Source organism: Mycobacterium sp. NGS54, assembly GCF_059812465.1.
Genome location: NZ_JCALCS010000006.1, coordinates 212,532 through 233,214, shown reverse-complemented (window position 1 = coordinate 233,214; position 20,683 = coordinate 212,532). Strand labels below are relative to the sequence as shown.

26 protein-coding genes and 1 tRNA gene are annotated in these 20,683 nt (G+C 68.2%); 18 read left to right on the top strand and 9 right to left on the bottom strand.

What is annotated here, in order from left to right:
• Positions 1-23: 23 nt before the first annotated feature.
• Positions 24-554 carry a pyridoxamine 5'-phosphate oxidase family protein gene (locus AC5Y5E_RS20320; RefSeq protein ID WP_499904515.1) on the top strand — a complete coding sequence of 177 codons (531 nt, stop codon included), beginning with the start codon at positions 24-26 and terminating at the stop codon, positions 552-554.
• 20 nt (positions 555-574) lie between these two features.
• Here AC5Y5E_RS20320 and AC5Y5E_RS20315 read toward each other — a convergent pair whose 3' ends face one another.
• Both AC5Y5E_RS20315 and AC5Y5E_RS20310 read right to left on the bottom strand, forming a co-directional pair.
• Positions 575-751, bottom strand: coding sequence for a hypothetical protein (locus tag AC5Y5E_RS20315; protein WP_499904513.1), 177 nt, complete (start codon positions 749-751; stop codon positions 575-577).
• An 11-nt stretch (positions 752-762) separates the two neighbouring features.
• Positions 763-2,217, bottom strand: coding sequence for an NAD(P)/FAD-dependent oxidoreductase (locus tag AC5Y5E_RS20310; protein ID WP_499904511.1), 1,455 nt, complete (start codon positions 2,215-2,217; stop codon positions 763-765).
• A gap of 266 nt (positions 2,218-2,483) precedes the next feature.
• On the opposite strand from AC5Y5E_RS20310, the gene trxA reads away from it, so the two are divergent.
• From trxA to AC5Y5E_RS20285, 5 genes are all read left to right on the top strand, one after another.
• A complete protein-coding gene (gene trxA, locus AC5Y5E_RS20305; protein WP_499905015.1) occupies positions 2,484-2,858 on the top strand; it encodes a thioredoxin in 375 nt (124 codons plus the stop codon).
• The gene (locus AC5Y5E_RS20300; RefSeq protein WP_499904509.1) at positions 2,818-2,994 is read left to right on the top strand and encodes a DUF8730 family Cys-rich protein; all 177 of its coding nucleotides are present in this window, start codon (positions 2,818-2,820) and stop codon (positions 2,992-2,994) included. Before trxA ends, AC5Y5E_RS20300 begins: the two co-directional genes overlap by 41 nt.
• A gap of 39 nt (positions 2,995-3,033) precedes the next feature.
• Positions 3,034-3,309 (top strand): hypothetical protein, encoded by a 276-nt coding sequence (locus tag AC5Y5E_RS20295; RefSeq protein ID WP_499904507.1) that lies wholly within the window; start codon positions 3,034-3,036, stop codon positions 3,307-3,309.
• Positions 3,310-3,441: 132 nt separating this feature from the next.
• Positions 3,442-4,143 carry a peroxiredoxin gene (locus AC5Y5E_RS20290; protein ID WP_499905014.1) on the top strand — a complete coding sequence of 234 codons (702 nt, stop codon included), beginning with the start codon at positions 3,442-3,444 and terminating at the stop codon, positions 4,141-4,143.
• Entirely contained in the window at positions 4,140-4,832 is a 693-nt protein-coding gene (locus AC5Y5E_RS20285; RefSeq protein ID WP_499904505.1) for a PIG-L deacetylase family protein, read from the top strand. The genes AC5Y5E_RS20290 and AC5Y5E_RS20285 overlap by 4 nt, the downstream gene beginning before the upstream one ends.
• Before the next feature lie 24 nt (positions 4,833-4,856).
• Here AC5Y5E_RS20285 and AC5Y5E_RS20280 read toward each other — a convergent pair whose 3' ends face one another.
• The gene (locus AC5Y5E_RS20280; RefSeq protein WP_499904502.1) at positions 4,857-5,399 is read right to left on the bottom strand and encodes a TetR/AcrR family transcriptional regulator; all 543 of its coding nucleotides are present in this window, start codon (positions 5,397-5,399) and stop codon (positions 4,857-4,859) included.
• An 11-nt stretch (positions 5,400-5,410) separates the two neighbouring features.
• The gene (locus AC5Y5E_RS20275) at positions 5,411-6,400 is read right to left on the bottom strand and encodes an NAD-dependent epimerase/dehydratase family protein (RefSeq protein WP_499904500.1); all 990 of its coding nucleotides are present in this window, start codon (positions 6,398-6,400) and stop codon (positions 5,411-5,413) included.
• Positions 6,401-6,483: 83 nt separating this feature from the next.
• Between AC5Y5E_RS20275 and AC5Y5E_RS20270 the strand changes: the two genes are divergently transcribed.
• On the top strand, positions 6,484-7,296 hold the full coding sequence (locus AC5Y5E_RS20270) for an SDR family NAD(P)-dependent oxidoreductase (RefSeq protein WP_499904498.1): 813 nt from the start codon (positions 6,484-6,486) through the stop codon (positions 7,294-7,296).
• On the opposite strand, the gene AC5Y5E_RS20265 is transcribed toward AC5Y5E_RS20270, so the two are convergent.
• The gene (locus tag AC5Y5E_RS20265) at positions 7,293-8,081 is read right to left on the bottom strand and encodes an SDR family NAD(P)-dependent oxidoreductase (protein ID WP_499904496.1); all 789 of its coding nucleotides are present in this window, start codon (positions 8,079-8,081) and stop codon (positions 7,293-7,295) included. The two genes, AC5Y5E_RS20270 and AC5Y5E_RS20265, sit on opposite strands and share 4 nt — an antisense overlap.
• An 81-nt stretch (positions 8,082-8,162) precedes the next feature.
• On the opposite strand from AC5Y5E_RS20265, the gene AC5Y5E_RS20260 reads away from it, so the two are divergent.
• Complete coding sequence (locus AC5Y5E_RS20260; protein WP_499904494.1) at positions 8,163-8,705, top strand: carboxymuconolactone decarboxylase family protein; 543 nt, start codon at positions 8,163-8,165, stop codon at positions 8,703-8,705.
• A gap of 1 nt (position 8,706) precedes the next feature.
• Here AC5Y5E_RS20260 and AC5Y5E_RS20255 read toward each other — a convergent pair whose 3' ends face one another.
• Positions 8,707-9,084 carry a DoxX family protein gene (locus AC5Y5E_RS20255; protein ID WP_499904492.1) on the bottom strand — a complete coding sequence of 126 codons (378 nt, stop codon included), beginning with the start codon at positions 9,082-9,084 and terminating at the stop codon, positions 8,707-8,709.
• Between the two features lie 119 nt (positions 9,085-9,203).
• On the opposite strand from AC5Y5E_RS20255, the gene AC5Y5E_RS20250 reads away from it, so the two are divergent.
• Positions 9,204-9,704, top strand: a complete 501-nt coding sequence (locus tag AC5Y5E_RS20250; RefSeq protein WP_499904491.1) for a nitroreductase family deazaflavin-dependent oxidoreductase — start codon at positions 9,204-9,206, stop codon at positions 9,702-9,704.
• A gap of 128 nt (positions 9,705-9,832) precedes the next feature.
• Complete coding sequence (gene odhI / locus AC5Y5E_RS20245) at positions 9,833-10,264, top strand: oxoglutarate dehydrogenase inhibitor Odhl (protein ID WP_499904489.1); 432 nt, start codon at positions 9,833-9,835, stop codon at positions 10,262-10,264.
• A 5-nt stretch (positions 10,265-10,269) separates the two neighbouring features.
• On the opposite strand, the gene AC5Y5E_RS20240 is transcribed toward odhI, so the two are convergent.
• A complete protein-coding gene (locus AC5Y5E_RS20240; RefSeq protein WP_499904487.1) occupies positions 10,270-10,497 on the bottom strand; it encodes a hypothetical protein in 228 nt (75 codons plus the stop codon).
• A gap of 350 nt (positions 10,498-10,847) precedes the next feature.
• On the opposite strand from AC5Y5E_RS20240, the gene AC5Y5E_RS20235 reads away from it, so the two are divergent.
• Positions 10,848-11,153, top strand: a complete 306-nt coding sequence (locus AC5Y5E_RS20235; RefSeq protein WP_499904485.1) for a DUF732 domain-containing protein — start codon at positions 10,848-10,850, stop codon at positions 11,151-11,153.
• Positions 11,154-11,203: 50 nt separating this feature from the next.
• Here the strand turns inward: AC5Y5E_RS20235 and AC5Y5E_RS20230 are convergent.
• Both AC5Y5E_RS20230 and AC5Y5E_RS20225 read right to left on the bottom strand, forming a co-directional pair.
• A tRNA-Arg gene (locus tag AC5Y5E_RS20230) sits at positions 11,204-11,279 on the bottom strand.
• A 74-nt stretch (positions 11,280-11,353) separates the two neighbouring features.
• Entirely contained in the window at positions 11,354-12,322 is a 969-nt protein-coding gene (locus tag AC5Y5E_RS20225; protein ID WP_499904484.1) for a GlxA family transcriptional regulator, read from the bottom strand.
• A gap of 107 nt (positions 12,323-12,429) precedes the next feature.
• Here AC5Y5E_RS20225 and AC5Y5E_RS20220 point away from each other — a divergent pair, with 107 nt between their 5' ends.
• From AC5Y5E_RS20220 to thrB, 7 genes are all read left to right on the top strand, one after another.
• Positions 12,430-12,876, top strand: a complete 447-nt coding sequence (locus tag AC5Y5E_RS20220; protein WP_499904482.1) for a hypothetical protein — start codon at positions 12,430-12,432, stop codon at positions 12,874-12,876.
• Between the two features lie 32 nt (positions 12,877-12,908).
• Complete coding sequence (locus tag AC5Y5E_RS20215; protein WP_499904480.1) at positions 12,909-14,015, top strand: DSD1 family PLP-dependent enzyme; 1,107 nt, start codon at positions 12,909-12,911, stop codon at positions 14,013-14,015.
• An 81-nt stretch (positions 14,016-14,096) separates the two neighbouring features.
• Positions 14,097-15,749 carry an arginine--tRNA ligase gene (gene argS, locus AC5Y5E_RS20210; protein WP_499904478.1) on the top strand — a complete coding sequence of 551 codons (1,653 nt, stop codon included), beginning with the start codon at positions 14,097-14,099 and terminating at the stop codon, positions 15,747-15,749.
• Entirely contained in the window at positions 15,746-17,164 is a 1,419-nt protein-coding gene (gene lysA, locus AC5Y5E_RS20205; RefSeq protein ID WP_499904476.1) for a diaminopimelate decarboxylase, read from the top strand. Before argS ends, lysA begins: the two co-directional genes overlap by 4 nt.
• 3 nt (positions 17,165-17,167) lie before the next feature.
• Complete coding sequence (locus AC5Y5E_RS20200) at positions 17,168-18,493, top strand: homoserine dehydrogenase (RefSeq protein ID WP_499904474.1); 1,326 nt, start codon at positions 17,168-17,170, stop codon at positions 18,491-18,493.
• On the top strand, positions 18,490-19,572 hold the full coding sequence (gene thrC, locus AC5Y5E_RS20195; RefSeq protein ID WP_499904472.1) for a threonine synthase: 1,083 nt from the start codon (positions 18,490-18,492) through the stop codon (positions 19,570-19,572). The genes AC5Y5E_RS20200 and thrC overlap by 4 nt, the downstream gene beginning before the upstream one ends.
• A 3-nt stretch (positions 19,573-19,575) precedes the next feature.
• Positions 19,576-20,523 carry a homoserine kinase gene (gene thrB / locus AC5Y5E_RS20190; RefSeq protein WP_499904470.1) on the top strand — a complete coding sequence of 316 codons (948 nt, stop codon included), beginning with the start codon at positions 19,576-19,578 and terminating at the stop codon, positions 20,521-20,523.
• The last annotated feature ends 160 nt before the right edge of the window (positions 20,524-20,683 follow it).

Sequence of the window (20,683 nt, the reverse complement as noted above, 5' to 3'; positions counted from 1 at the left end):
ATGCGGCGTCGGTCAATACCGGTATGACGATCACAGAGCGCAACCTCGACGGGTACGGCGCACCGCCAATTGAATGGGACCGCGTCCAGGCGGCGCTGGACGGTGAGCTGCCGCAGGCGCCGGGCACCGGCGGCCCGCAACGCCACACCGTGTGGCTGAGCACGATCAATCCCGACGGCAGCCCGCACGTGATGCCGGTCGGGGTCGTTCGGTGCGGCGACAGCTGGTATTTCACCTCCGGGCCTTCGACGCGCAAGTCCCGGAACTTGGCGCGCGATCCCAGATGCGTCGTCAGCGTCGCCACCGAGCCGTTCGACCTCGTCGTCGAGGGCGCCGCCGAGCGCGTCACCGACGAGGACGAATTAGCTTCCGTCGCAGCCACTTTCGTCCACGACGGCTGGCCCTGTCAGGTGGCGGGCGACGCGGTCACGGCCGAGTTCAGCGCCCCGTCGGCCGGTCCACCGCCGTGGCACGTCTACCGCGTCGAAGCGTCGACGGTCTTCGCCCTCGGCACGTCGGAGCCCTTCGGCGCCACCAAGTTTCAGCTCGACTGAGCTAGTTCACTATGCGCGACTCAGCCGTGTCCGCTGTTAACGATCCGCATCATCTTGAGGTTGAGCCGAACAAAGCGCCAAAACTGGACGAACAGGTTCTGCCGCATCCGCAGCGTGGCGCGGGTGGGCAAGGGAGCGTCAGCGATGCGTTCGGCGGTGCGCGCGTCCACCTCGGAATAGATGTTGCCGTCGCCCATGGGATCGCCTTTCATTCCGGGATCAGCCACCAGAACGGTCTGGCCTTGGCTTTGTAGATGAACAGGTAGTGCAGCATCACTTTGATCCAGTGCCCGGCCAGGCCCAGCTCGCCGGAGGTGCCGGCCACGTCACGGCCGGTCTGCGGGTACTTCACCGGATTGGGGACGACCGGGAACATGGTCATCGCCGCCGCCGAGCCCTTGCGCAAGCCGGTACCGGCGGAGGCGACGCACGCGGCGCCCATAGTCGCCATCGACGCGCGGTGCGCCGCGGCTCCGGGGTTTTTGATGCGGTCTCGGATGGTTTCGGCGACTGTTTTGGCCATGATGCCCGACGGCATGCCGGTGCGCGGCGGGCTGGGCGTGATGACGGTTCCGCTGCGGCTCTTGCGCGGCCGGGAGATCGGGTGCGGCGGCGCAAACGCGATGCCCGGCGCGAAGATGTTCGGGTATGCCGGCGACTCATAGGTGTGCGGCCAATCCTCCGCGGACCATTCGTCGTATGGCTTGCCCGAGTAGTCGGCGTCGACCTTGAGGAAGCCCGACGGCGCGAACAGGACGGAAGTGATGTCGTTGCCGTCTTTGTCGTAGGCGGCGAGCGCGACGCCCTTGAACGGCGGCAGCAGCATCGCGAAGTCAAAGTCCAGGTCGTGCTCCTTGCCGTCGAGCTGCTCGTAGCGCAGTTTGCCTTCCATCACCTCGTGCACGGCCGCCTGGGTGATCGCCTTGACGCCGCGCTCGCGGAAAAGCGACTCCGTCCACAGCCGGCTGGACTGGACGAAGCCCTTGTCGACGAAGCTCATTCCGTCTACGCCGAAGTCGCCCAACTCGTATTCGTTGGTGAGGTAGACGATCTCGGCAAGGTCGCGCACGCCGGCGGCTCGCAACACGTGCTCGACATTGAAGGTGTATTCGAACGCCGCACCCTCGCAGGTGCAAGTGCCGTGCCCGACGCCGATGACTAGGCGCTGCTTTTCGCCGGACTTGAGCTTGGCGATGACCTGATCGAGAGCCCTCGCCGCCTCCACGGCGTGGGCGGCGGTGCACACGGAATGGGAGTGGCCGTCTGGGCCCAGGCCGGGTGTGGCCGCAAAGTTGAGCTGCGGGCCGGTCGCATTGATGAGGTAGTCGTAGGTGATGGAGGCGGTCTGGCCGCGGCGCTCGTCGTCGGTGTAAGTGAAGTCCACCGAGGGCGCCGCCTGCTCGGCCGTGCCCTCGGGGCGGATCGCGGTGGCGAACCCCTGGTGGAAGACGATGCCGTTGCGCCGGTAGATCGGCTTGAGCGGGATGAGGACCTTGGTTGCCTCCATCCTCCCGACGCCGACCCAGATGTTGGATGGAATCCAGTTCCAGTCCGGATTTGGTGAAACCACGACGACCTCATGAGCTCGCGGTAGCCAGCGGCGCAGGTGCAGCGCGGCGGTGTGTCCGGCGATCCCAGCGCCGAGAATGACGACTCGTGCCATTGCTGCTCCTCAGTGAGACGCGGGCCGATGGGTTTCAGTTAACACATTACATACGGGGTGGGGTATATGCGAATGAAGCTCCCAAGTCATCACTATGGGGCCGATGACATCCGATGATTAAGGGCCGAAGGTCCCGCGCGTGTGGGCCGAACGGAAGGAAGTGCCTCGGCTGACGCGCAATTCCGTGAACCGGTGGAATACCCATGGGGGTATCTGCGCTATAGTGGTCATCAGGAGACGCCGGTGCGATCGAAAGGATGCGAGCGATGCCTGTAAAAGCGCTTACCGCGACCGATTTCGAGACGACGATTTTGGAAAGCCCGATCGTGCTCGTTGATTTCTGGGCACCGTGGTGCGGGCCTTGCCGGGCCTTTGGGCCGGTCTTCGAACGGTCCGCCCAGGGCCACCCTGACGTCGTTTTCGCCAAGGTTGACACCGACACGGAGCGTGACCTGGCCGCGACGGTAGGCATCCGGTCCGTTCCCACCATCATGGCGTTCCGTGACGGGATTCTCGTGTACAGCCAACCCGGAGCGATGCCGCCATCGGCGCTCGAGGATCTGATCGGCAAGATCGAGGCCCTGGACATGGAGCGCGTCCGTGCTGCGATCGCCGAACGCAAAGCAACCGCGCAGGTGTAGCGGCGTGTGCTACCCCGTGCGCTGCCCTCGCTGCGGCAAGACCACCTGGTCGGGCTGCGGCCGGCATGCCGACCGCGTCATGCAATCGGTGCACCCCGGCCAGCGGTGCACCTGCCGCCACGACGCCGCCAGGTGACACGTCGAATAGCACCACCACGACATCGGGAGGACCGATATGCCGAGCGAGAAACCGTATGGCTACAGCACTGACGAGCTGATGAACGTAGCCCGGTGGCTGATCGCCGAGAACACCCACTACACCAACTACATCCACGCGGCGATGTATCGCAAGCAGATGGAGTTGGTGGCACGTCTGCACCAAGCCCGCGAACACAACGAGCGCCTCGCGGCCGCCAACGCCAAGCTCGAGGAGCGTGTCGCCGCACTCACCGGTGCTCGCGCGACATTGTTCGGTGATGCACAGGAGCACCTGCGCACTGCTGCCACGTGACCATCGGCCCTACGCGCCGAAGGCGGATCAGTGCACGCTACAAGAGGCACCAGATAAGCGAGTTGAGAATCGTTTCAGGAAGGACGGATCGCCATGAGCGTCGATTCGGATGGAGCCGTCGCGACAGCACAGATGCCACGTATCGGTGACCCAACCCCCGCATTCACTGCCCCGACTACCCAGGGTGAAATCGACTTTCCCGCTGACTACCAAGGAAAATGGGTGATCCTCTTCTCGCACCCGGCTGACTTCACCCCCGTCTGCACCACCGAGCTCATGACCTTTGCCTCGATGCAGCAGCAGTTTGCGATCTACAACACGGAACTGGTGGGACTTTCCGTCGACGGCCTGTACAGCCATATCGCCTGGCTGCGGACGATCAAAGACAAGATCGCCTTCCGCGGCCTCAAAGACGTCGAAATCGCTTATCCCGTAATCGAAGACGTCTCGATGGAGGTCGCCAAGAAATACGGGATGATCATGCCCGGCGAAGACTCGACCAAGGCGGTACGAGCAGTTTTCGTCATAGATCCGCAAGGCACGATCCGCGCGATCATCTACTATCCGCTCAGTCTCGGACGTAACTTCGACGAACTGCTGCGCGTGGTCAAGGCGCTGCAGACCGCGGACCATTTCGGCGTCGCAACCCCGGCCGATTGGCGCCCCGGCGAACCGGTAATCCTGTCGGCTCCCGGCTCCGCGGGCACCGCCGACGAACGCATGCGCGGGCGCGATGACAAGACTCATTGCGAGGATTGGTTCTTTTGCACCAAGGAGCTCAGCGCCGACGAAGTCGAATCCGCGATTCGGGCTGCCGGCGACTCGGGGTCGTGATGACAACGCGCAAGCTCCCCGCGTGGCGCTCCGTACTGGCTGTGGTCGCCCATCCCGACGACGAATCATTCGGTTTGGGTGCCGTCCTCTCTGCATTCGCTGACCGCGGATCAGACCTGGCGGTGCTGTGCCTCACGCAAGGTGAGGCGTCGACGCTGCACGGCGTCCCCGGCGAGCTGGGCCGAATCCGAGCGCACGAGTTCGCCGCCGCCGCCGAGCAACTCGGCGTTTCGACGGTGCGCCTCTTACGTTATCCGGACGGGCAGTTGGCCGATCGATCCATCGATGAGCTGGCGATCGAGGTCGCCGATCTGGCGGAGTCATTCGGCGCTGAGGGTCTGCTGGTGTTCGACCCGACCGGCGTAACGGGACACCCGGACCATCGGCACGCTACCGCCGCGGCACGGGCCGCCGCGGGCCGGGCGATGCTCCCGGTGCTGGGATGGACCTTGCCCGATGATGTCGCTCAGGCCTTGAATGACGAGTACGGGGCGGGCTTCATCGGACACCGGCCGGACGACATCGACATAGTCGTGCCAGTCGACCGAACCCGGCAGTTTCGGGCGGTACGCCAGCACCGCAGCCAGGCCCTGCCAACCAGCGCGTTGTGGCGACGCCTGGAACTGCTCGGTCCGCGCGAATATCTGCGCTGGCTACCCCCCGCCGGTGAGGTGGGCATCGCGGCGTAAGCGTCGGTATGCCGGGTCGCCCTCCTAACGGCCACCCGCACCAGCAAGACCGGCGGCAGCCCGGATCTCCCGGCGCGCCGCCGCACGGTCGCCGTCGGGAAATATGTAGTGGCTCAACGCCGTCCGCGCGATCGCGCCGGCGAGTGCGCGCGGGTCCACCGCCGTGGCGAACGCGCCCTCGCGGGCGCAGCGCCGTAAAACCGTCACCAGCCCCTCGGCGAGCATGGGCAGCGCCTCGGCCATCTGGTCGTGGGCGAATGTCGGCTCCAGGTCGAGCAGCCGCCCGGGCGGTTGCGCCTCGACGAAGGTCGCGACGACGTCGATCGCCGCCTCGAGGCGGGCGACGCCGACGACCCCGGACGTCGCGTCGTCCATCGCGGCGGCGAAGCGGTGGCGCTCCCGCTTGCCCAGCGCGTCGATGAGTTCTTCCTTGGACGCGAAATAGCGATAGATGGTGGGTCGCGAAACCCCGGCGAGCGTCGCCACATCCGAGAGCGATAGCTTCCGGGCGCCCGTCCGGAACACCAGGCGCTGGGCCGCGTCGAGGATCCGATCGGACAGATCCACCGCGGCGGCCCCTACAGCTTGCCGAGCTCGCGCAGCCATGAGATCAGCAGCCTTAAGCCGTCATCGAAGGACATGGGCGCATAACCGAGCCGCCGGGTGGTCAGGTTGTCGGTCGCCCGGGGCTTGCGCTCGCTCTTGGCCGCGGCCTTCGCGATCGCCATCAGGGTGGGTCCGAACTCGGCGGTCAGCGCCTCGGGGTCGCTGCGGTAGTCGAGATCCTCGACGCGGTGGTCGATTCCGGCGATCTCGCAGGCGCGGTTGATGCCGCCGGCGGTGCTGAAGGTGTCCTCGGGGCGGCCGACCAACAGGTAGCGTTCCCCGGCCACGCCCTTGTCCAGCGCGGCGATCGAGCCCTTCGCGACGTCCGCCCCCGCCACCCAGGTCACGGGAAAAGCCAGATAGCGCTTGATCTTTCCGCGCATGCCGGCCAGCAGCACCCGGTTGAAGCTGGTGCGGTGCAGGGCGCGCGCGACGACCAGGCCGGGACCGAAGATCGCCCCCGGGTGGCATGTCAGCACGTCTTCGCCCGCGGCCGCGCGCCGGTGCGCTTCGAGAAAGGCGGCGAGCTTGGTGACGGTGTAGGGGTCGCCCGGCGGGTTGCGCAGCACGGGCGCCTCTTCGAAATCGACGCCGGTGCTCAGGTCGAGGAAGGTGGCGGTGCTCAGGGCGACGACCCGGCGCATGCCGTGGGCCTTGGCGGCGTCCAGCACATTGATGGTGCCGACCGTGTTGACGGCCCTGAAGTCCTCGAGGTCCTGGCTCGCGCCGCCCAGCAGTGCGGCGCAGTGGATGGCCGCCTCGGCGCCCTTCGCCGCGGCCAGCACGTCGTCGGCGTCGGTGATGTCGCCCTTGACCAGCTCGACGCCGATCGCGGCCAGCGCGGCGGCGTCGTCGGGTTCGCGCACCAGCGCGCGGACGTGGTCACCGCGCTCGATCAGCTGCTGGGCGACGTTGCCGCCGGTCTGCCCGGTCGCGCCGGTGACGAAGATCGTGCTGGCCATGGCGACCCTCCCGTGCATTACACATCGAACATATTCAGTTCAGACCGTAAACCTTGACGTGCGGATATTCTATAGTCATCGTCATGGCACTCGATCCCTCCAGCGTTCTTCTGACCGACCGCGTCGCGGTCGTCACCGGCGGCGGCGCGGGCATCGGCCGCGGCATCGCGGCGGGGCTCAAGGCCTTCGGTGCGCGCGTCGCGATCTGGGAACGCCACCCCGACTCGTGCGCCTCGGCCGCCGAAGAGATCGGCGCGCTGGGTCTCACCGTCGACGTGCGGGACAGCGCCGCGGTGGACGCCGCGCTGGCGCAGACCTCCGCCGAGCTGGGGACGGTGTCGATCCTGGTCAACAACGCCGGCGGGGTTTTCTGGTCGGGCATTCTCGACACCAGCGAGAACGGTTGGGACGCGCTGTACAAGTCGAACCTGCGCCACGTCTACCTGTGCACGCAGCGGGTGGCGCGCGCCCTCGTCGAGCAGAAGCTGCCCGGCAGCATCATCAGCGTCACTTCGATCGAGGGCGTGCGCGCCGCACCCGGGTACGCGACCTACGCGGCGGCCAAGGCCGGCGTCATCAACTACACCAAGACCGCCGCGCTCGAGCTCGCGCCGCACGGCATCCGGGTCAACGCGCTGGCGCCCGACATCACCCTGACCGAAGGCATCAGGGCGATCGCGCCGCCCGGCTCCGAGCAGCGATTCGGCCTCACCGTCCCGATGGGCCGGGCCGGTCACGTCGACGAAATGGCGGGCGCGGCAGTCTTTCTCGCGTCCGAGATGTCCAGCTACATCACAGGTCAGACGATCCACGTCGACGGCGGCACGCATGCCGCCAGCGGCTGGTATCACCATCCCGAGACCGGTGCGTACGCGCTCGGGCCGACGAGCGGTTAGTCGCCGGTGTCGAGGCCGACATGAGCGGACATCCCGCCGTCGATCGCGATCATCTGCCCGGTGATGTAGCGCGACGCGTCCGAGGCCAGGAAGACGACGAGACCGGCGACGTCTCGCGGCTCCCCGAGGTACGGCGTCAACGTGGCCCGGCCGAGGCGGCCGATGATCTCCTCGGAGAGGTGCGCGCGCACGGCGTCGGTGAGGATCAAGCCGGGCACGATCGTGTTCGCCCGCACGCCCGCCTTGCCCTCGCTGGTCGCGACGTACATCGTCAGGGCGTGCACCCCGGCCTTCGAGACGCCGTAGGCCAAGCGGGTGCGGTCGCCTTTGAGTGCGGCCCCCGACGACATATTGACGATGGAACCCCCTCCGCCCCTTCGCATTTCGGTGACGGCGTACTTGCACATCAGCAGCTGGCTGCCGAGATTCACCTGCAGGGATCGCTGCCACACGTCCTGCGACATCTCGGTGACCGTGGTGTCCCGCGACAGGAAGTCGCTGGCGGTCAGGGCCGCGTTGTTGTGCAGGACGTCGAGGCGCCCGAATTCCGCGACCGTCGATTCCACCACGTCTCGCGCGGTCGCCTCCCGCGCGAGATCGCCGCCGAGCGCGATCGCCCGGGCCCCGGTGCGCCGGATCTCGTCGGCGACCCCGGCGGCCTTCGCCTCGTCGACGTCGACGACGGCGACGGCGGCGCCCTCGCGGGCCAATTCGCGCGCCGTCGCCGCACCGATTCCGCCCGCACCCCCGGTGACTATCGCGACCTTTTCGGCAAGTCTGGACATCGAGTTCTCCCACTCATCGGGGCTTTTCGGCCACGCACAAGAAAGTTAGCCTGATTTATGCCGCGTATTGCGCCAATCCCAATGGAACAGCTCAGCTCGCGCTCCCGCGAGATCGTGGAGGCCGGCGTCGCCGCCGGGCTCTACGCAACCCCGGTGCCGCTGCAGATATTCGCGTATCGCAGCGCACAACTCGAACAGGTCGACATGGCCAGACACCAGCTCGGTGCCGGCACCCTACTCGGCGGCCGGATCCTCGAGTTGCTGCGCATCCGCAGCGCCCAACTCGGCGAGTGCGAGCCGTGTCGCCAGTCGCGCAAGCACGACTCGATCACCGACGAGGACGTCGCCTGCCTGCTCGCCCCGGGCCACGGCGACCTCACCCCGCAGGAACAGATGGCCGTCGAGTTCCTCGATTTGCTGTCGGCCGACCATCACGCAATGGACGACGAGTTCTACAAGCGGCTGGGGGAGCACTTCACCGCCGCGCAGATCATCGAGCTGGGCTTCACCTGCGCCGGGGTGATGGGCGTGCACCGCTTCATCCACACCCTCGACGTCTACGGCGACTCGCCGCCCGCCATCGAATACACCCAGGATCAGGTCGACGCCACCAAGCCGGAATGACTTAGGTAAGCGGGTAGGGCCCGAAGCGGCCCCACGCGACGAAGACGGCGAGCACCAGCAGCACCGCGTTCATCGCGACGAACGGAGTCTCCTTGCGCCGGGCGTGCACCACAGAAGCGCCGACCATCACCGCCGCGAGCCCAATCGCGGCCAGCGGCACCAGGATCGGCGCGATGTGCGTCAGGGCCGGCACGATCAGCCCGATCGCGCCGAGGATCTCGGCGACCCCGATGAGCCGGATCGTCGTCGGGCTGTAGTCCTCCGCCCAACCGAAGCCCGAGCCCACCAGTTGGTCCTTGGTGCGAACGAGTTTCAACAGCCCGCTCCCGACGAATGCGACCGCCAGAACGATCGCGACGATCCACAGCGCCATGTTCATCCAGACCTCCTCAGAGAAGGGCGATCTCGCGATCATCCAACGACGGGCCGCCCGCGGCAAGGGTGTCACTCATTGGCACCCACTTGAGCCGGCGATGCAATTGCGGCAAGAATGACACCATGTCCGACCGGTCCTTCGACGCCACCAACCCGTTTCATCGAATGATGCGCACCTTCGCCGCCACGAAGGTGGGGGCGGCGTTCATGCGCCCGGCGGCGCACCATCTGGACCGACTCGTCACCAAGGTCACCGGCGGCCGAAGCAGCTTCGCTGGGATCGTGACCGGGGTTCCCGCGGTCATTCTCACCACCACCGGCGCCAAGTCGGGTCAACCCCGCACCGTCGCGTTGTACGGAATCCCGCACCCCGATGGCGTCGGCCTCATCGCGTCCAACTGGGGCGGCGAAAAGCACCCGGCCTGGTACTACAACCTCAAGGCCAACCCGAAAGCCACGGTGTCGATCGGCCGCGACACTTGGCCTGCCACCGCCCGGTTGGCCACGCCGGCCGAGCGCGACGAGATCTGGGCGAAAGGGCTCAAGATGTACCCCGGCTGGCGCAAGTACGAAGTGCGCGCCGGCGACCGCCGCATCGAGGCGTTCGTTCTCAGCCGGACGTGAGGGCATAAGACCGCCGGAAGGTGGGTACTTCTCTTGGGCTAACGGGCATCTGACCGTGCTCGCGGTCCAGGTAAGAAGGGCCGGCAACTGGCGAAGCGGGCCAGCGCGGCCGGCGGCGGGAGCAACACATGAACCGCGGCGACGACGACCAATACCTCACCGAAGCGGTGGGGGAGACGACCGCGGATTACGGCACACAGTTCCTCGACGAACCGGATGACGGTTCGACCGCCACCGAGGCGGAAACCGCCGAACGGCTGCCGAGCGGATCCGCGCTGCTGATCGTCAAGCGTGGCCCGAACGCCGGTTCCCGTTTCTTGCTCGATCGACCCGTTACCTCGGCGGGGCGCCATCCCGACAGCGACATTCTTCTCGACGACGTCACCGTGAGCCGCCGTCACGCGGAGTTTCGGCTCGACGAGGACGGCAACTGGGCCGTCGCCGACGTCGGTAGCCTCAACGGCACCTACGTCAACCGGCAGGCGGTGGACTCAACAGTGCTGGCCAACAACGACGAAGTTCAGATCGGTAAGTTCCGGCTGGTTTTCCTGACTGGATAGCCGAGTCAGCCCTTCATTCCCCGCTCGCTTCGGACGAGCAGGGCGGGGCCGCCAAGCATGAGCGCGAGCGCGAAGCCGGTGACGTCGGTGCTGGTGGGTTGATGGGTGCTCATGTCGAACGCGGTGATCCCGAAGGTCGCGAGCAGGGTGAGCACGAAGATCATGCCGGTGTAGCGGGTCGGCGCGAGGGCGAGGAAGACGAGCCCGACCAAAGCGATGAACAGCGACAACATCAGGTCGGCACCTGACCTTCGCGTCGCACCAACCTAGCCTCCTCATCCGAGCCGCCCGGCCGCCAGGCACACAGCGTAGCCGTGTCGTGTTCGCCCGTTGAGGCAAACGGGAGACTTGTATCGGCTGCTAACTCTCAAAGCCTCCGCTCGAAGACGGAGACCCAACGACGGTGGTCGGCGCGGCGGGACCCGCACCGGCTGGCCCGCCGGAAGCTCCGCCGAGACGATCGGCCACAACGGCCGCGCCCTGGTCGATCATTGCCCCGTTGCTCGAGTACGTGGTTTTCGGGCACCGACCCGCGCGGGCCAGCCCGATGCGCGATGACTGGGCCGGGCTACCATGCAACCTCATGACGCGCACTGCCGCGCTGCTGGCAGCGGCCCTTTTCCTGATGGTTATCCCGTCCGCTCATGCGGACGACAACGACACCGCGTTCCTGAACGCGCTCCACAATCAGGGCATCTCGAGCGCCAAAGGCGATCAGGGCCTGATCAACATGGGCCACAAGATCTGTGCCCTGTTGGCGCAGGGCCGCAACATGGATTCGATCCTGGGCATGTTTCAGTCGCACGAGCGCAACGGTATGACGGACGACGACGTGAGGTTTTTGGTGCGAACTTCGGCCACGTCATACTGCCCCGAATACGCGCCTTAAGGGTTACCCGTTCGTGCAGGTGCTCGTGCCGCTCTGAGCTGCGGGGGAGATGGTGCCCCCGGCAGGATTCGAACCTGCGGCCTTCTGCTCCGGAGGCAGACGCTCTATCCCCTGAGCTACGGGGGCGCAAAACAAGATGATGCGCCAGCGGGCCCAGCCAGAGTAACGCATCGACGTGACGGTCGTGACCCCGCCAGGGCTCAACTGGCCTTCGCCTGCGCACTCGGACGCAGCGCGCCCGGCGATCGCCCGGTGTGTTTCTTCACCAGTCGGTGCAGCGTCGCGGGATCCGCCAGCCCGACGGACGCGGCGATCTCCTCGAGCGGCATGCGGGTGGTGCGCAACAGATGCAGCGAGCGCTCGAGGCGAACCCGCTGCACCAGCTGGAGCGGGCTGAGCCCCACGGCATTTCGCGTCCGGCGCGCCAGGGTCCGGGTGCTCAGGCCGCAAAACCGGGCCAGCGAGTCGAGCGTGTGCGGCTCGTCCAGCCGGGACCGGACGAATCGCTCCAGCGTCGCGACGGTTTCGTCGCGCGCCGCCAGGTGCGAGGGGATGAGGAAGCTCGCCTGCGACGTCCGCTGATCGGCCACGAGCCGGTTCGCGAGCTCGTCGGTGAGCGCGGCGCCGCCGAGGTCGCGCATCAACGCGAGCATCAGGTCGATGTGCGCGAAGGCGCTGCCGGCCGTCCAGATCGACCCGTCGCGCACGACCATTTCGTCGATGACGACACGGGCGGCCGGCGCGACCCGGGCGAGGTCGGCCCCGAGCCACCACGTTGTGACGCAGCGCCGTTGATCGAGAAGTCCGGCCGCGGCCAGGACGAATACCGCCGTGCAGGAGGCCGCGATTTCCGCGCCGCGGGCGTCCGCGGCGGCCAGCCACTCGGCGGCGACGGCGACGTCGGCGCCGTCGAGCCTCTCCGCGATCTCCTCCGGCTGTGCGGCGCCCAGCCCGGGCACCACGACGACGTCTCGCGCGCCGGCGTGCGTCAGCGGTTGCGCGGCGACGGCCAGGTCACCGCGCAGGGCGACCTGGCTCTCCGGGGAGACGAACCGCAGGTCGAACGCGGACTTGCCGAGGATCCGGTTGGCCGCCGAGACCACGTCGATCGTGACACCCACCGCGCTGGCGCTGGCCCCGTCGAGCACCAGCACATCGAAACCGATCATGTGGCGAATTATGCAAGAAAGCTGTCTGCCTCGCCACTGGATTCTGCGGCGCGGCCGGAGGAGATTACGAGGGCAAGAACTCCCTGAAAGGACATGTCATGCCGCTGATGCGCGTAACACTGACGCCGGGCGCCTTCGACGAGACGGGCAAGGAGCGCCTGGTGACGGGTCTGACCGAGGCGGCGTGCCGCGCCGAGTCGGTGCCCGACCGGCCCCAGCACCGGATGCGGGCCCTGGTCCTGCTGCACGAGCTCACGCCCGGGTGCTTTTACTCCGCCGGCCTGCCGGCGGACGCCGCGGTCGCCGGCGTATTCATCGATTGGCAGGTCAGCACCGGGGTGCTCGACGGGGCCCGCAAGGCGCGATTCGCCGGCGAAATTCAGGAGGTCGCCGCGGCGGCGGCTCAAGCCAACGGCGACCGGATGGTCGTCACGTCGTGCGTCATCCATGAAGTGCCCGAAGGCCAGTGGGCTCAGAACGGCGCGATCCGCCGACTCCCGGACATCGTCCCGATTGCGGGATTCGAGCACCTGACGTCCGTCGCCCCCGGATGACGATGCGTCCGGCGGAATCGTTGGCGCAAGCCATGATTGGCGAGCCGAACTCACGATTCCGCCTGCCCACCCCGGCGCTGATCCTGGACGAGGCGGCGCTGGACGCCAACATCGGCCGAATGGCCGATCGCACCCGCGGCAAGGTCGCCCTGCGCCCGCACGCCAAGACGCACAAATGCGCCTGGATCGCGGGAAAGCAGATCGCCGCCGGCGCGGTGGGGATCTGCTGCGCCAAAATCGGGGAGGCCGAAGCACTTTCGGCGGCCGGCGTGCGCGGCATCCTCCTGACGTCGCCGGTCGCCGATCCGCTGATGCCGAAGCGGCTGTGCGACGTGGCGTCGCTCGACCCGGGTTTTGCCTGTGTGGTGGATCATCCCGACCCGGCGACCGCGCTCAGCGCCGAAGCGTGCCGCCGCGGCATTCACCTCAACGTCCTCATCGACGTCGACGTAGGCCTGGGCCGCACCGGTGTCTCCGGGCCCGAACAGGCGGTGGCGCTGGCCGAGCACGTCCATCGGTGCGACGGGCTGACGCTGGCCGGCGTTCAGGGCTACGGCGGGCATTGGCAGCACATCCCCGGCTTCCAACACCGTTGCGACGCAGTCAAAATAGGCATGGATACGCTCACCGTGGTGGTCGACGCGCTGCGCACCGCCGGTCACCCGGTCGGCATCGTCACCGGCGGCGGCACCGGAACCGTCGCGGCCGATCTGGACTTGGGCGTCCTCAACGAGTTGCAGCCCGGCTCTTACGTCTTCATGGACGCCGAATATTCCGACGCACTGGGCGACGACGACGACGGAGCCTTCCGAACCAGCCTGTGGGTTGCGAGCCAAGTCGTGAGCGCCAACGCCGACGCCATCGTCACCGTCGACGCCGGCCTCAAGGCTTTCGCGACGGACGGTCCCATGCCGCGGCCGGCCGGTGCACGGTTCGGCGGCTCGACCTACGCGTTCTTCGGCGACGAACACGGCGCACTGACCCGGCCCGCTGGCGCGCCCGTCAGCCTCGGGGAACGTGTGGAGTTCGCCACCCCGCACTGCGACCCCACCGTCGATCGGTATGACGCCTATCACGTCGTCCGCGGCGACCGGCTGGTGGACATCGTGCCGATCGAGGCCGCCCGCGCCAGTCGGTAGCGGCCCGGGCCCCGGTGCGGCCGCGCTGCCCCCTGCAATAGATTCGGGGCCGGGGGACCCTAGCCAATAGGATGGACGCTCGTGACCCCCGCCGACCTGGCTGAGCTGCTCAAAGTCACCGCCGCCGCGGTGCTTGCCGAGCGCGGGCTCGACGCTGCCGCGTTGCCGGCGACGGTTACGGTCGAACGGCCGCGTAATCCCGATCACGGTGACTACGCCAGCAACCTGGCGCTGCAGCTGGGCAAGAAGGTCGGCGCCAACCCGCGTGAGCTGGCCGGATGGCTCGCCGAAAAGCTGGCCGGCGCCGACGGCATCGCGGCGGCGGAGGTCGCCGGGCCGGGCTTCATCAACATGCGCCTCGAGGCGTCGGCGCAGGCGGTGGTCGTCACCAACGTCATCGACGCCGGCGACGAGTTCGGGTACTCCGACGACCTGGCCGGGCAGAAGATCAACCTGGAGTTCGTCTCGGCCAACCCCACCGGGCCGATCCACATCGGCGGCACCCGCTGGGCTGCGGTCGGCGACGCGCTGGGCCGGTTGCTGTCCACCCAGGGCGCCGACGTGGTGCGGGAGTACTACTTCAACGACCACGGCGCGCAGATCGACCGGTTCGCGAACTCGTTGATCGCGGCGGCCAAGGGCGAGCCGACGCCACCAGACGGCTACGCGGGCGCCTACATCAATGACATCGCCGCGCAGGTTCTGCAGAAGGCGCCCGACGCGCTGAGCCTGCCCGAAGCCGAAATGCACGAGACCTTCCGCGAAATCGGCGTCGACCTGATGTTCACCCACATCAAGGAGTCGCTGCACGACTTCGGCACCGACTTCGACGTCTACACCCACGAAGACTCGATGCACACCAGCGGACGCGTCGAGCAGGCCATCGCCCGGCTCCGCGGGACCGGCAACGTCTACGAGAAGGACGGCGCAACCTGGTTGCGCACCAGCGCTTTTGGTGACGACAAGGACCGCGTCGTGATCAAGAGCGACGGCAAGCCGGCCTACATCGCCGGCGACATCGCCTACTACCTGGACAAGCGGCAACGCGGCTTCGACCTGTGCATCTACATGCTCGGCGCCGACCACCACGGCTACATCGCCCGGCTGAAGGCCGTGGCCGCCGCATTCGGCGAAGACCCGGCCAGCGTCGAGGTGCTCATCGGGCAGCTGGTCAACCTGGTCCGCGACGGCCAGCCGGTCCGGATGAGCAAGCGGGCCGGCACGGTGCTCACGCTCGACGACCTGGTCGAGGCGATCGGCGTCGACGCCGCGCGCTACAGCCTGATCCGCTCGTCGGTGGACACCCCGATCGACATCGACCTGGCGCTGTGGTCCTCGGCGTCCAACGAAAACCCGGTCTATTACGTGCAATACGCGCACGCGCGGCTGTCGGCGCTGGCCCGCAACGCCGCCGAGCTCGGCCTGATCCCCGGCGGCGGCCACCTCGAGCTGCTCAGCCACGACAAGGAAGGCGCGCTGCTGCGCAGTATCGGCGAATTCCCGCGAGTGGTGAAAACCGCCGCAGCGCTGCGGGAACCGCACCGGATCTGCCGCTACCTGGAGGACCTCGCCGGCGACTACCACCGGTTCTACGACTCCTGCCGCGTCCTGCCGCAGGGCGACGAGCAGCCGACCGACCTGCACACCGCGCGCCTCGCGCTGTGCCAGGCCGCCCGCCAGGTCATCGCCAACGGCCTGACGATCCTCGGCGTCACCGCACCGGAGCGCATGTGAACGTCCATCCCGCCGGTCCCCGGCACGCCGACGAGACGCGCCACGCCGAAAGCCCGCCCCGGCCGCAATCCCCCGAGGAGCTGCTGCTGCTGGCGCCGAACGTGTGGCCGCGCAGCACAACTCGCGACGAGAACGGCGCGGCCGTCATCGGGGGAGTCGCGGTCACCGACCTCGCCCAGGAGTACGGGACCCCCTTGTTCGTCGTTGACGAGGACGACTTCCGCTCCCGCTGCCGCGACATGGCGGCGGCCTTCGGCGGCGGCCACAACGTGCACTACGCCGCCAAAGCGTTCCTGTGCACCGAAATCGCCCGCTGGATCGACGAGGAGGGCCTGTCGCTCGACGTGTCCACTGGCGGCGAACTGGCCGTCGCGCTGCACGCCGACTTCCCGCCGGAGCGAATCATCTTCCACGGCAACAACAAATCCGTCGCGGAACTGACCGCCGCCGTCAAGGCGGGAGTGGCGCACATCGTGCTGGACTCGCTGATCGAGATCGAACGCCTCGACGCGATCGCGGGGGAGGCGGGCATCGTCCAGGACGTGCTCGTGCGCCTCACCGTCGGGGTCGAGGCGCACACCCACGAGTTCATCTCCACCGCGCACGAGGACCAGAAGTTCGGGCTGTCGGTGGCCAGCGGCGCGGCGATGGCGGCGGTACGCCGGGTGTTCGCCACCGATCACCTGCGGCTGGTCGGGTTGCACAGCCACATCGGCTCCCAGATCTTCGACGTCGCCGGCTTCGAGCTGGCCGCGCACCGCGTCATCGGGCTGGTGCACGAGATCGTCGACGAGTTCGGCGTGGACAAGACGGCCCAGCTGTCGACGGTCGATCTCGGTGGCGGCTTTGGCATCTCGTACCTGTCGGCCGACGATCCCCCTCCGGTGGGCGAGCTGGCGGCCAAGCTGGGCGCCATCGTGCGCAGCGAGTCGGCGGCCGTCGGGCTGCCCACCCCCAGGCTGGTCGTCGAGCCGGGGCGCGCCATCGTCGGACCGGGCACCATCACCCTGTACGAGGTCGGCACCGTCAAGGACGTCGACGTGAGCACGACGGCGCACCGGCGCTACGTCAGCGTCGACGGTGGCATGAGCGACAACATCCGGACCGCGCTCTACGACGCGCAGTACGACGCCCGGCTGGTCTCGCGGGTCAGCGACGCGCCGGCGGAGCTGGCCCGAATCGTCGGAAAGCACTGCGAGACAGGCGATATCGTCGTCCGCGACACCTGGGTCCCAGGGGATCTGCAGCCGGGCGACCTGCTCGGGGTCGCCGCCACCGGCGCCTACTGCTATTCGCTGTCGAGCCGCTACAACATGATCGGCCGTCCCGCGGTGGTGGCCGTGCGCGGTGGGCGCGCCCGCCTGGTGCTGCGCCGGGAGACGGTCGACGATCTCTTGAGTCTGGAAGTGAGGTGACCCGTGCCCGGTAACGAAAAGCCCGTCGGCGTAGCAGTACTCGGGTTGGGCAACGTCGGCAGCGAAGTCGTCCGCATCATCGAGGACAGCGCCGCCGACCTGGCGGCGCGTATCGGTGCCCCGCTGGTGCTGCGTGGCGTCGGGGTGCGTCGCGTCGCCGCCGACCGCGGCGTCCCCATCGGGCTGCTGACGGACAACATCGAAGAGCTGGTATCCCGCGCGGACGTCGACATCGTCGTCGAGTTGATGGGACCCGTCGAGCCCGCCCGCAAGGCGATCCTGGCCGCGCTCGAACACGGCAAGTCCGTGGTCACGGCCAACAAGGCGCTGCTGTCCATCTCCACCGGGGAGCTGGCCCAGGCGGCCGAAAATGCGCACGTCGACCTGTATTTCGAGGCGGCGGTCGCGGGCGCGATCCCCGTCATCCGCCCGCTCACCCAATCGCTGGCCGGCGACACGGTGCTGCGGGTGGCCGGCATCGTCAACGGCACCACGAACTACATCCTGTCCGAGATGGACAGCACCGGCGCCGACTACGCCAGCGCCCTGGCCGACGCCAGCGCGCTGGGCTACGCCGAGGCCGATCCCACCGCCGACGTCGAGGGCTACGACGCCGCGGCCAAGGCCGCGATCCTGGCGTCCATCGCCTTCCACACCCGGGTGCATGCCGACGACGTCTATCGCGAGGGCATCACCAAGATCACCCCGGCCGACTTCGCGTCCGCGCGGGCGCTGGGCTGCACCATCAAACTGCTGTCCATTTGCGAGCGCGTCACGGGAGACGATGGCCAGCAACGGGTTTCGGCCCGCGTCTACCCCGCGCTGGTGCCGTTGTCGCATCCACTGGCCACGGTCAGCGGGGCGTTCAACGCGGTGGTGGTCGAGGCCGCGGCCTCGGGGCGGCTGATGTTCTACGGGCAGGGTGCCGGCGGCGCGCCCACCGCGTCGGCCGTCACCGGCGACCTGGTGATGGCCGCCCGCAACCGGGTGCTGGGCAGCCGTGGCCCCAAGGAGTCCCGGTACGCCCAGCTTCCCATCGCCCCGATGGGTCTCATCCCCACCCGCTACTACGTCAGCATGAACGTCGCCGACGAGCCCGGTGTATTGGCATCGGTGGCAACGGAATTCGCCAAGCGTGAGGTGAGCATCGCCGAGGTGCGCCAGGAGGGCATGGTCGACGAGGGCGGCCGGCGGGTCGGGGCCCGCGTCGTGGTTGTCACCCACACCGCCACCGACGCGGCGCTGTCCGAAACCGTCAGCGCCCTGGCCGATTTGGACGTCGTGCAGGGCGTGACGAGCGTGCTGCGACTGGAAGGAAACGGCCTGTGAGCATCCCCCGGACGGCCATCCACCAACCCTGGCCGGGAGTGATCGCGGCCTACCGCGATCGGTTGCCGGTCGGCGACGACTGGACCCCGGTCACCCTCCTGGAGGGTGGCACCCCGCTGATCGCCGCGACCCGGCTCTCGGAAAAGACCGGCTGCACCGTCCATCTCAAGGTCGAGGGCCTCAATCCCACCGGCTCCTTCAAGGACCGGGGCATGACGATGGCGGTCACCGACGCCCTGGCCCGCGGCCAGCGGGCGGTGCTGTGCGCATCGACCGGCAACACCTCGGCCTCGGCGGCGGCGTACGCCGCGCGCGCCGGCATCACCTGCGCTGTGCTGATACCGCAGGGCAAGATCGCGATGGGCAAGCTGGCGCAGGCAGTCATGCACGGCGCCAAGATCATCCAGATCGACGGCAACTTCGACGACTGCCTGGAACTCGCCCGCAAGATGGCCGCCGACTTCCCGACGATCTCGCTGGTGAACTCGGTGAACCCGGTGCGCATCGAGGGCCAGAAGACGGCGGCGTTCGAGATCGTCGACGCGCTGGGCGCCGCCCCCGACGTGCACGCGCTTCCGGTCGGCAACGCCGGCAACATCACCGCGTACTGGAAGGGCTACACCGAGTATCACCACGAGGGCGTGATCGACAGGCTGCCCCGCATGCTCGGCGCCCAGGCCGCCGGCGCCGCGCCCCTGGTGCACGGCGAACCGGTCCGCAACCCGGAGACCATCGCCACGGCGATCCGCATCGGCGCCCCCGCGTCGTGGACGGCCGCCGTCGCGGCGCAACAACAGTCCAACGGCCGCTTCCTGGCCGTCACGGACGAGGAGATCCTGGCGGCGTACCACCTGGTGGCCGCCTCCGAGGGCGTCTTCGTCGAGCCGGCGTCCGCGGCCAGCATCGCGGGGCTACTCAAGGCCGTCGACGACGGCTGGGTGGCTCGCGGCTCCACGGTCGTCTGCACCGTGACCGGCAATGGCCTCAAGGATCCCGACACCGCGCTGAAGGACATGCCGACCGTGTCCCCGCTGCCGGTCGATCCCGTCCTCGTCGTCGAACAACTGGGCCTCGCGTAAGAAATGGCGGTTCAGATGCTGCCCGCCGGGCTGGTGGCCAGCGCCGTGGTGTCGGCGTCCAGCGCCAATCTCGGCCCCGGGTTTGACAGCCTCGGCCTGGCACTGGACCTGCGCGACGAGATCGTTGTGGAGACAACCGATTCCGGCCTGCAGGTGGTGGTCGAGGGCGAGGGCGCCGACCAGGTGCCGCTCGACGCCGACCATCTGGTCGTGCGCGCGGTGCGGCGCGGGCTGGACGCCGTCGGCGTCGGCGCGCCCGGCCTGGTGGTGCGCTGCCGCAACGCCATCCCGCACTCCCGCGGCCTGGGCTCCTCGGCGGCGGCCGTCACCGGGGGCCTGGCGGCGGTGAACGGGCTTGTGGCGCAGACCGATTCGACCCCACTGAGCGTCGAACAGCTGATCCAGCTGTGCTCGGAATTCGAGGGGCACCCGGACAACGCCGCGGCCGCGGTGCTGGGCGGCGCGGTGGTCTCCTGGACCGACCGCACCGGCGAGCGGCCCCGGTACTCCGCGGTGTCGCTTCGGCTGCACCCGGATATCCACCTGTTCTGCGCGATTCCCGAGGAACGCTCGCTGACCGCCGAGACCCGGGTGCTGCTACCCAGCCTGGTCGGCCACGACGAGGCCAGCTTCAACGTCAGCCGGGCCGCGCTGCTGGTCGTCGCGCTCACCGAACGCCCCGACATGCTGATGCCGGCCACCGAAGACCTGCTGCACCAACCCCAACGCGCCCCCGCGATGCGGGCATCCGCGGAATATTTGCGGCTGTTGCGGCGTCATAGCATCGCAGCGACGCTTTCCGGGGCCGGTCCCTCGCTGATTGCACTGAGCACAGAGTCGGAGTTACCCACGGAGGCGCTGGAGTACGGCGCCGCGCACGGATTTGCCGTCACCAAGATGTCCGCTGGCGAAGGAGTTCGCTGGGGCCCGGGCGTCACCGTCGCCGGTTAATCCACAGCGTGGCCGGAGGGTTTGCTTGCTTCCGGCAGGGATGCAGGTTATCCTCGGAGCCGTCCAGCAATCGCAGCATCTGCATCTGCAACTGCCTTGCCGCTAGGACAACACCAATTCTTCTCGTGAACGAGGTTCGCCGTCTTCTCCGCCGATCCGG